The organism is Bacillota bacterium (assembly GCA_040754675.1).
Taxonomy (GTDB): Bacteria; Bacillota; Limnochordia; order Limnochordales; family Geochordaceae; genus Geochorda.
The window spans coordinates 1-10,172 of the sequence record JBFMCJ010000102.1 but is presented as its reverse complement, the minus strand read 5'-3'; the positions used below and the strand labels follow the sequence as shown (position 1 = coordinate 10,172).

The window sequence follows — 10,172 nt, the reverse complement described above, 5'->3', positions numbered from 1 at the left end:
AGATTACGGAGCATGGCCCTGCGGGGTCCTGGTGGCTCGGCTGGGTCCATGCGCCGCGCCTGATCGCCGCACCCAAAGGGGCAAGGCAGGGCTACGGGGCGCCCTTGGGGGGATAATGGGTGAAGGTTCCTCTGCACTACGTGGAACTGATCATGGGCACCGCAATGGGCATGCTGTTCGGATGGTCTTACAGTTCGACGCAAGCGTTTCCACCGTCTCCTACGGGATCGACCATCGGACCGGCCCTCTTACCAAGGGTGCTTAGCATTGCGGGGCTTGTGCTGTCGATTATGGTCGTCGTCACGGCTCTTGTGCGAAAACGCAGGACGACAGTAACGATCCCGTTTTCGCGACAACTGGCTCTCACAGTGGCGCTGTTTACCGTGTATCTCTTGATGCTCGAACGCGTAGGCTTTTTCGTATCCACCCTCGTCGTGATGATTGCCGAACTTGCGATCCTATCTCGGTCTCGTTCCCGATGGGGTGAGTGGGTGGGAATCGGCCTGCTGACCGTCGTGGGACTGTGGCTGGTCTTTGGCCAACTTCTGCACGTTCCGCTACCGGGCGTCCGGGGGAGGTGAGGGTTCAAGGATGCTTGAGTTACTTGGTAGTGGCTTTGCAGTTGCACTGGAGCCTCGGAACTTGCTTGCTCTGGTAGCCGGGGCGCTGGCAGGCATGATCGTGGGAATCATACCCGGAATCGGTCCGTCAGTCGGGGTGGCGCTGCTACTTCCGTTCACATATGGCTTACCCGCCGATGCCGCGCTAATCATGCTGGCGTCGCTGTACCAGGTCGCAGAGTACGGCGGGTCGATTCCTGCCATTCTGATCAGCACCCCCGGGACTCCGGCCGCGGCTGCAACGGTGCTCGACGGTTACGCCCTGGCACGACATGGTCAACCCGGAAAGGCACTTGGTTACTCAATCACGGCTAGTGCCCTGGGGGGATTCGCCGGCGTTCTTCTGCTGGCCGTTCTCGCAGGACCGGTCGCCCGGCTCGCGCTGCAACTTGGTCCGGCGGAGTTCTTCGCGTTCGGGGTCTTCGGGCTGACTGCCGTTATCAGCCTGGCAAGCGGTAGTCTACTCAAGGGCCTGCTCTCGGGAGTGCTGGGGTTGTTACTCTCGACCGTGGGCATGGACGTGTTCACTGGATACTCGCGTTTCAACCTGGGTCGTTTTGAATTGTTCGAGGGAATCCCGCTGGTGCCCATACTGATTGGGTTGTTTGCAGGTGCGGAAGCTTTGCGTCTCGTCGGTGAGGAACTCGATGTGCGTGTCAGGCTGCCGCGTACGGCATTTGAGGTGTGGCTCACCCGTCGAGAGGTTAGAGGCGTGCTTCCCGCCATCGGGATCGGAACCCTTGTCGGAGCCGTGGTCGGCGTCTTCCCCGGTCTGGGCGCGGGGACCGCTTCATGGCTTGCGTACAACTGCGTCAGGCTCTCTTCCAAGCGGCAGAAGGAGTTCGGCAGCGGCGTGCCATCCGGGATTGCCGCGCCGGAAAGTGCCAATAACGCCGTGGTGGGTATGGCCCTGATCCCACTGCTCACGCTGGGGATTCCAGGTTCTCCGACCGCCGCCGTGATGATGGGTGCGCTCATGCTTCATGGGGTGCAACCTGGACCTCAGGTCTTCAGCGAGCACCCCGGCGTCATCTACGGGCTGTTTGCCTCGATGGTGCTGGGTATCGGCCTCCTGTGGGCTCTGGGGGTCTCGACCACGCGGGTATTTGCCCGGGCCGTCGAGGTGCCCAACCGTGTCATGGGGCCACTCGTCCTAATCCTGTCGGCCATCGGTGCCTTCGCCGTTCGCAATCTCATGTTTGACGTGTGGATGATGCTCGCGTTTTCCGTGCTCGGGTACGTGCTCAGAAAGAGCGGCTTCTCCGCACCAGCGCTTGTACTAGCTTTCGTGTTGGGTCCCATGGTTGAGAGCAACCTCCGACGGGCTCTTCTCATGGCCGACGGGGCATGGAGCGTTTTCCTGAGGAGCCCGGCGGCTGCCACGGCACTTGCGTTTGCCGTGCTTTCGCTGGTTGTATCAGTGCGGGGGTTGCTTCCTACACATGCGAAATTGACCAACCCCGCCGCACAGGCCGGCAGCGGGTAGGCAGCCTTGTTCGGTGCGGATTCGAAGAGGTGGAACAGTCCGAAGCCGTCCATCCGGATATGCATGAGTGAGGAGGCTACCCTGGTGCACGAGTGCATTCGGCTACACCCGGCGGATAACGTTGCGACGGCCTTGCGGGAACTGGAGCAAGGCTCGACGATCCAAGTACTGGGATCCAACGGCTTCGAGCAGCTGACCATCCACGAGACCATCCCGTTCGGACATAAGGTGGCCCTACGATCCATCCCCCGTGGCAACCTAATCATCAAGTATGGCCACGTCATCGGCAGGGCGACCCTCGACATCGAATCCGGGAGTCTGGTCCACAGTCACAACGTGGAAGGGCTGCGCGGGCGGGGCGACTCCCCCGACCTGGTTGAGGCCTGGACTCAAGTCCCGTACTCGGGTAGCGAGCTGATTTACCAGGGAGTGGCCAGCATTGTCGGATCGGGGAGGGCATTCGGAGGCTCCGCGACAGGGCTGTCGAACCTGGTGCTCAAGGGTTTCCGACGGGCCGATGGGCGTGTCGGCTTTCGTAACCACGTCTTGGTGCTCGCCGCCATGGACAACGTGAACGGCATTGTGGAGCGGATCTCCGCTCAGGTAAGGGGAACGATTCCAGTCACTATCTGGTACGGACGCGGACAGTTTGGGAAAGACGCCGAATTGACGTTCCGCACTCTAGTAGGTTTGGGCCAGAACCCGAACACGGCGGCTGTCCTGGTTGTGAGCCTCGAGCCTGTTTCGGCACGGCGCCTTGCTGACGCGATCGGCGCCGCGGGCAAGCGGGTGGCGCAGGTAAGTGTCCAAGAGTGCGGGGGCACCCCGGAGACCATTTACCGAGGGGCTACGGTCGCTCTGGACATGGTTCTCGAGGCCTCCCGTCTCGAGCCAGAGCGCGTTTCGGTCTCCGACCTGGTCATGGGGGTCGAATGCGGGGGCTCCGACGCAACATCGGGCCTCGTGACAAACCCGGTGCTGGGTATGATTGCCGATGAAGTCGTCGACAACGGCGGTACGGTGATCGTGTCGGAAACCTCCGAATTGATCGGAACCGAGCACCTGCTCGCCAAGCGTGCACGATCCCCGGAGATCGCCAAGCGCATCTACGAAATCGTGTGGCGCGTAGAGGAGGACGCTCGTGCCCGAGGCGTGAGCATCCTGGGGGCTAACCCGGTTCCCGACAATATCGCTGGCGGGTTGACAACCATTGAAGAGAAGGCCCTCGGGGCAATGGTAAAGGGGGGCTCACGCCCCATCGAGGGAGTGCTCGATTACGCGGAAGCCCCGCCCGGGAAGGGGCTATATATCATGGATACCCCCGCTCCCGCAAGTGAATCCATCACGGGCCTTGCCGCCGCAGGCGCACAGGTAATTCTGTTCTCAACGGGAAAGGGCAACATCGTGGGGTCCACGCTGGCACCGACCATCAAGATCTGCGCTAACCCTTCTACACTGCGTGCGATGAAGGCGGACATCGACGTAGACGTCAGTGATCTAGTCGCAGGGGAGCAGTCCTTCGAGCAAGCCGCCGGCGCGGTGAAGGAGTGCCTGGCCGCAGTGAGCCGAGGGATGCTTACGAGAGCAGAAATCCTTGGCAACCTGCAGGTCGTGCTGAGCAGGATTGAGCGCACGGTGTAGCCATGCCTCCAACGGAGGGCTCGCGGATGGTGCACAGCTCGGGGTACAGCGTGTTGAGCAGTTCCACCTGTTCGGGCGTGTCGTAGCGCAGATTAGGAGCGGTTATAGCCGCACGGTTGCTGCAGGCGGTTGAGGATCTGCGCTTTCTCCTTCTTCCGGGCCTTGCGGTAGCGGTCGGCGAGCTCCCGAACGACGGCTCGCCGCTCGGGCAACGAAAGGGGCACGCCCTGCGCCTCCTCGGCTTCATGGTCTGGCGCTCCTTTCCAGGCGCAGGGCGGCGGGCCTGTTCGAGTACCTTTTGCTTTTGAGGCAAGGCGAACCCTTGACGCAGCCTGCCTCGGTTGTTAGCATAGGCGCCAACACCAGCCTGTCCGGGGTTCTGGGCCACGCCAACACATGAAAGGACGCAATCTACGTTGCTTTCAGGGATTCAACGGGCCAGCGAACGCCGTACGCTCCGCCTTGCCGCGGCATCGGGGCCGTGGGGCAAAGCTCGATGAGGGCGGCGGTAATCCGCAGTTATGGCGGCCTCGATGCCATCCAACTGGAAGAGGTCCCCACCCCAAAGCCGGGCCCCGGCGAGGTTCTGGTGCGGGTGCGCGCATGCGCCCTGAACCGCCTTGACGTTTTCGCCCGCCAGGGCTTGCGCGGGCCGGCCGTGCACACGCCGACGCTCCCGCACGTCTCGGGATCTGACATGGCCGGCGAGATCGCCGAACTTGGCCCCGGTACGCATGCGTCGGGCCTGCGGCCCGGGCAGCCCGTCGTGATCTACCCGGCGCTGTTTTGCTCGAACTGCGACTTCTGCCTGGCGGGCGAGCAGTCGATGTGCCGTTCCATGCGCATATTCGGCGAACACACCTGGGGCGGCCTCGCCCAGTACGCCGTGGTGCCCGCGGCGAACGCCATCCCCCTGCCCGGCTCCTTTCCGTTTACGGAGGCCGCAGCCGTTCCCGCCGCTTACACCACCGCCTGGCGGATGGTGGTAACCGTCGGCCAGGTGCGTCCGGGCGAGACTGTGCTGGTCATGGGGGCAGGCGGTGGGGTGGGAGTGGCGGCGGTACAGATTGCCATCCACGCCGGCGCGAACGTGATCGCCTGCGCCCGGGGCGAACATCGGCTCCGCTACCTCGCCGACACGCTGAGGGTGCGGCACCTGGTCGACACCGCGCGCCAGGACGTGTTGGCGGAGGTCATGGCCGTGACCGGCGGGTCCGGCGCGGATCTCGTGGTCGACCCGGTCGGCGCTCCGACCTGGCGAACCAGCATCAACGCCATGCGGCCCGGCGGCCGGATGACCATTTGCGGAGCCACCGGGGGCGACGTGCCGGAGATCAGTATCCGGGAGATCTACCAGCGACACCGCCGGATCCTGGGTGCCCCCATGGGCAACCTGCGGGACTTCCGGGCAGTCCTCTCGCTCGTCCTCAGCGGGTCCATCAAGCCCGTTATCTATCGGGTGCTCCCCCTCGAAGCGATCCATGAGGCTCACCGGCTCCTCGAGTCGCGGGAGCATGTCGGCAAGGTCGTCATCCAACTCGACTGACAAGGTGCGTACCCGGTGATCCCGCCCCTCTTTTGCCGGCCGCAAGTAAGTGCTGGAGAGCAGGTGGCCCGATGAGCAGCGACGCAGGATGGATCGACATCGTGGGGGATATCGTCCTGCAGCGGCCCGCTCGGGAAGGGGCTCGCCTGGCCCTTCCCGCCGACGCGTCCGTGCGGCTGGCCAACCTGGAGGGGCCGCTCTCCCGCGCAGGGCCCCCGGCCGACAAGCTCGTGCGGCTATCCATGCCCGGCGAGGCAGCGGGTTGGCTGGCGGAACTCGGGATTCATGCGGTGAGCCTGGCCAACAACCATTCCCTCGATTTCGGCGTCGAGGGGCTCGTCGAGACGCTGAGGCTGCTCGGCGAGGCCGGCGTGGGGTGGGTGGGAGCCGGCGCGTCGCCGGCCCAGGCTTTCGACCCCCGGGTGTTCTATGTGGCGGGAAACCGCGTGGCCGCCCTTGGAGCGGCCACCACCCTGCCCCCCGGCTTCGCAGCCCGTGCCGGCCGACCCGGCGTGGCGGGGGTGGCGGTACGGGTGAGCCTCGAGACGGAGCGCACCGTCAACGAAGAGCAGCCGGGTACGGCTCCGTGGGTGCATACCTGGATCGACGAGGAGGACCTTCGCCCGCTGCTCGAAGCGGTGGCCGAGGCGAGGCGCCGAGCAGACCTGGTCATCGTGCTGATTCATTGGGGTGTACCCCCGGGGTGGGCGCCCCCGTTCCAGGGATGGCTGGCCGACTACCAGCAGCCGCTCGCCCACCGGCTCGTGGAGGCAGGCGCGGGGGCCATTGTCGGGCATCATCCGCACTGCCTGCATGGGATCGAGGTCTATCGAGGGGTGCCGGTCTTCTACAGCGTGGGCAACTTCATCTTCCACGTCCACGCCCACCCGGAGCAGCTTGCCCTTGATGGCGCCCGCCTCCCCTACCGGACGGGCTCCTCGGGGGCGGAGCGGGAATCGCTTCGGGTGCGCCTGGAAGTGGGCGGAGGCCGGCTGCGCCGGGCGTTCGTTGTGCCGTACTGGCTCGGGGAGCAGTGGGAGCCCGAGCCGGTTGCAGCGGCAGCGGCCGCGGAGATTCAGCAGCGGATCGCGTCGATGAGCGCCGGGTTTGGCACCCGCATCACGTGGGGGCCGGACGGGACCGGCGAGGTCTGGCTGGGGTGAGGGCCGGGCGAGGGTTCGGCAACTCAGAAGAGCTTCAGCCAAGGCGAAGGGGGAGCTTTCGTTGGAAGGGCATGAGAGCGCTGCAAACACGGGCACGGTAGGCAGGCCGCGCCCGGCGGTGGCCGTCCGCACCCGACGGCTGACGGGGCTGGTACTCGGGCTGGTGCTCCTGTTGCTACCAGCCGTGGGGCCGGGCGCGGTTGCCGCTGCTGGTACCCCTCCCACCGGGGGTACTGTCACGATTCCAATCGTTGCTGACCCGACGTTCAACCCGTGGCACCCGAACGCGTACGTCGAATCGGTCTTTCCCAACCGCGTGTTGTTCAACGGGCTGACGAAGCCGGGGCTCGATCTCCAGCCCGTTCCGGACCTCGCAGAGCGCTGGGAGACGAGCTCGGACGGGCTGCGGTGGACCTTCTATTTGAGGCGGGACGTGAAGTGGCATGACGGTCAGCCCTTCACGGCAGCCGACGTGGCTTATACCTTCAACGAAATCGTGTTGAAGCCCGAGCTAGGGTCGCCCCGGCGGGCGGACTTCGCGGCCGTCGAACGAGTGGAGGTCGTCAATGACTACACCGTTCGCTTCGTCCTCAGCCGGCCCTTCGCGGCGCTTGCCGCGTACCTGGCGTACAACGCCGGGATCCTGCCGCGCCACCGCTTCGAGGGGAAGGATCCCTGGAACCTCACGCCGTTCAACAAGGAGAAGCCGGTAGGCACGGGACCGTTCAAGATCGAATCGTACGTTCCAGGGTCTCATGTCAGCCTCGTTGCCAACGACCGCTACTTCCTGGGCCGGCCGTACCTGGACCGCCTCGTCTTCAAGATCCTCCCCGACGCCAACACCCAGGTCGCGCAGACGCTGGCAGGCGAACTCGACATCATGATCGTCGACAACCCGGCCGCGGTCGCCCGCTTCGAACGCAGCTCCCGGATCAAGGTGGTCCCTGTCGATCAGGTCAACTACTACTTCATAGCGGTCAACCACGACCGCCCGCTGTTCCAGGACGTGCGGGTGCGCCAGGCCATGTTGATGGCCATCGATCGCCAGGCCATCATCAACAGCATCCTGCGCGGGTACGGACGCATTGCGACGGGTCCCATATCCCCCGTGCTCAAGGCCTACTACGACCCCAACGTGACGGCGTACTCGTACGACCCCGAGGGAGCAAAGCACCTGCTGGCCCAAGCCGGGTGGGTCGACCGCGACGGCGACGGCGTGCTCGACAAGGACGGGAGGCCTCTCGAGTTTGTGCTCGACGTTGGGCGCACCAAGGATCTCCAGCCGATCTCGGAACTCGTCCAGCAGTACCTGGTCGCGGTCGGCATGCGGGTGCGGCTGGAGATGAACGAATGGAACGCCTATATCCAGAAGGCGATTGTTCGGCGGGACTACGACGCCACCGTCGCCTGGTGGATCACTCCCCCTGACCCGGACGTGTTCAACTACTTCCATTCGTCCGGGGCAGGCAAGGGGGCGAACGTCCCCAACTACCGGGACCCCGAGGTGGATCGGCTGTTGGAGGCGGGCCGGGTCACTTCCAACGTTTCGGAGCGCGTCCGAATCTATCGCGATTTCCAGAAGGTGGTGGCCGAGCGCCTGCCCTATCTGTTCCTGTGGTACCCGAAGGAGATTCAGGTGCGCAGCCGCACGCTGGGCGGCCTGGTCGAGCTTGGGTTGCGTGACCAGATGCATTACGTCCACCAGTGGTACCGCATGCGGTGAAGCCCACCGGCCCGTGTCTGCGTCGGCCGTAGGTACACGAGAAGGAGGGTCGGCCGGGATCGATGGGACGGCTGCTGATACGCCGGGTCGCGCAGGGAATCGTAACGGTGCTTGTCGTGAGCGCCATCACGTTTTTCCTCGTGGACCTGGCGCCCGGGGGCCCGGGGGTGCTGGCACGCATGGAAATGACCGAGGAGGCCCGCCAGGCCCTCATCGTCCGGCTGCATCTCCACGAACCCGCCTGGTACCGCTACGGGCGGTGGCTTGGCGGCATGCTGCGAGGTGACTGGGGCCGGTCGCTGGCCGACAGCCGGCCCGTTACGGAACTGTTGGCCGATCGGCTTCCCAACACGCTGCGGCTGTCGGCCACGGCGCTGGGGCTTGCCGTGGCCTTGGGGGTGCCGATGGCGATCACCTCCGCCACGCGGCCCGGCTCGGCAGTGCGCATGCTGTTCGGGCTCATCAGCGTCGCGGGGCTATCGGTACCGTCCTTCTGGCTGGCTATCCTGCTGATCCTCCTGTTCTCGGTGCAGCTCGGGTGGCTCCCGTCGTCCGGGATGGGGACGATCGGGGGGCCGCCCAGCTTCGTCGACACGCTGCGCCACACCATCATGCCGACCGTGGTGCTGGCGGCCAGCACGCTGCCGTACGTGATGCGTTTCACGCACAGCGCCATGCTGGACGTGCTCAAGCAGGATTTCGTGCGCACGGCGGTCGCGAAAGGAGTGACCCCCGGCCGGGTCCACTACCGGCACGTGCTGGCCAACGCCCTGGGGCCAGTGATCAGCATCCTGGGTGTGCTCGTGCCACGCTTGGTGGGCGGGGCCATCATCACGGAGACCATCTTCGGATGGCCGGGCATCGGGCGGTTGGCGTACGACGCATCGCTTGGCCGCGACTATCCGGTCATTCTGGGCGTCACGATGCTGGTGGCCCTCGTGGTGGTGGCGTGCAGCTTGCTGGTCGATGTTGCGCACGCGCTGGCCGACCCGAGGATCCGGCTCGAGGGCTAAGTCTATATGCAGGAGACGGCAGGCAGCCGAGGTCTCGTGCGGGCCTCGCAGGATGACGCCGCAGGAGTCCGCCCGACGGGTGGCGCCCGGCGCGTCCGTGCAGCGATCGAGCAGGCGTGGCGGGAAGCGCGCCGGTATGGCCGGCGCCGCCCCGCGGGCGTCGTTTCGCTCGTCGTGCTGGTGGCGGTGGCCGCCGGTGTCTTCCTGGGGCCGTCCTTCGTGCGTCAATCGCCGGTGGCGGTCGACCCGGCAGGCGCTTTGAGCCCTCCTTCCCGCGAGCACTGGCTGGGTACGGACGAGCTCGGGCGAGACGTGCTGGTGAGGCTGCTTCACGGCGGGCGGGTCACACTGAGCGTCGGCGTGGCGTCGATGGTGCTCTCTCTCGTCCTGGGCACGGCGACCGGGGCGGTGGCCGGGTTTTACAGGGGATGGGCGGAGGTCGCGCTGATGCGGCTGACCGATGCCATGATGGCCATTCCCCAGTTTTTCCTCGTGCTTGCGGCGCTGACCGTGCTCGGCAGCGGCACGCTGTGGGTGATCCTCGTGATCGCCCTCACGTCGTGGATGCAGACCGCCCGCGTGGTGTACGGCGATGTCCGGAAGTGGGCGGCCCAGGAGTTCGTCGAATCAGCTTATGCGCTGGGCGCTACCCGCCGACGGGTCCTCGTACGGCACGTTCTGCCGCAGACGCTGCCGGTGATCCTGGTCAACGCCAGCATGGGCGTCGCCTACGCGATCCTGGTGGAAAGCGCCATCAGCTATCTGGGGCTGGGCGTCCAGCCGCCGACGCCCTCATGGGGCTCGATGCTGCAAAACGCCCAGACTTACGTCTGGACCAGCCCGTGGCTTGCGGTTTACCCGGGCCTGCTCATTTCGGTCACAGTCTTTGCGTTCCATTTCCTGGGCGACGCCCTCCAGCAATGGCTTGACCCCCACCGCCGCTGACCGGGGCCGGCAGGCGTCCCCCCTGGCAGGGTGGC

The 10,172-nt window shown here is 65.6% G+C and carries 9 protein-coding genes; 8 read left to right on the top strand and 1 reads right to left on the bottom strand.

The genetic code is table 11. The annotated features are described in order from the left end of the window. Positions 1 to 119 precede the first annotated feature (119 nt). From AB1609_07980 to AB1609_07970, 3 genes are all read left to right on the top strand, one after another. The gene (locus AB1609_07980) at positions 120 to 581 is read left to right on the top strand and encodes a tripartite tricarboxylate transporter TctB family protein (GenBank protein MEW6046405.1); all 462 of its coding nucleotides are present in this window, start codon (positions 120 to 122) and stop codon (positions 579 to 581) included. A gap of 10 nt (positions 582 to 591) precedes the next feature. Beyond that, complete coding sequence (locus AB1609_07975) at positions 592 to 2,106, top strand: tripartite tricarboxylate transporter permease (protein ID MEW6046404.1); 1,515 nt, start codon at positions 592 to 594, stop codon at positions 2,104 to 2,106. 84 nt (positions 2,107 to 2,190) lie between these two features. Beyond that, entirely contained in the window at positions 2,191 to 3,747 is a 1,557-nt protein-coding gene (locus AB1609_07970; GenBank protein MEW6046403.1) for an altronate dehydratase family protein, read from the top strand. 92 nt (positions 3,748 to 3,839) lie between these two features. On the opposite strand, the gene AB1609_07965 is transcribed toward AB1609_07970, so the two are convergent. Further along, positions 3,840 to 3,971: a hypothetical protein gene (locus AB1609_07965; protein MEW6046402.1), complete on the bottom strand. Its 132-nt coding sequence runs from the start codon at positions 3,969 to 3,971 to the stop codon at positions 3,840 to 3,842. A gap of 272 nt (positions 3,972 to 4,243) precedes the next feature. On the opposite strand from AB1609_07965, the gene AB1609_07960 reads away from it, so the two are divergent. The 5 genes from AB1609_07960 to AB1609_07940 all read left to right on the top strand — a co-directional run bounded on the left by AB1609_07960 (position 4,244) and on the right by AB1609_07940 (position 10,137). After that, positions 4,244 to 5,293, top strand: a complete 1,050-nt coding sequence (locus tag AB1609_07960) for a zinc-binding dehydrogenase (protein MEW6046401.1) — start codon at positions 4,244 to 4,246, stop codon at positions 5,291 to 5,293. Positions 5,294 to 5,364: 71 nt separating this feature from the next. After that, complete coding sequence (locus AB1609_07955; protein ID MEW6046400.1) at positions 5,365 to 6,456, top strand: CapA family protein; 1,092 nt, start codon at positions 5,365 to 5,367, stop codon at positions 6,454 to 6,456. Between the two features lie 61 nt (positions 6,457 to 6,517). Next, the gene (locus AB1609_07950; GenBank protein ID MEW6046399.1) at positions 6,518 to 8,179 is read left to right on the top strand and encodes an ABC transporter substrate-binding protein; all 1,662 of its coding nucleotides are present in this window, start codon (positions 6,518 to 6,520) and stop codon (positions 8,177 to 8,179) included. A gap of 62 nt (positions 8,180 to 8,241) precedes the next feature. Further along, positions 8,242 to 9,192 carry an ABC transporter permease gene (locus tag AB1609_07945; protein ID MEW6046398.1) on the top strand — a complete coding sequence of 317 codons (951 nt, stop codon included), beginning with the start codon at positions 8,242 to 8,244 and terminating at the stop codon, positions 9,190 to 9,192. A gap of 36 nt (positions 9,193 to 9,228) precedes the next feature. Continuing rightward, a complete protein-coding gene (locus AB1609_07940) occupies positions 9,229 to 10,137 on the top strand; it encodes an ABC transporter permease (GenBank protein MEW6046397.1) in 909 nt (302 codons plus the stop codon). The last annotated feature ends 35 nt before the right edge of the window (positions 10,138 to 10,172 follow it).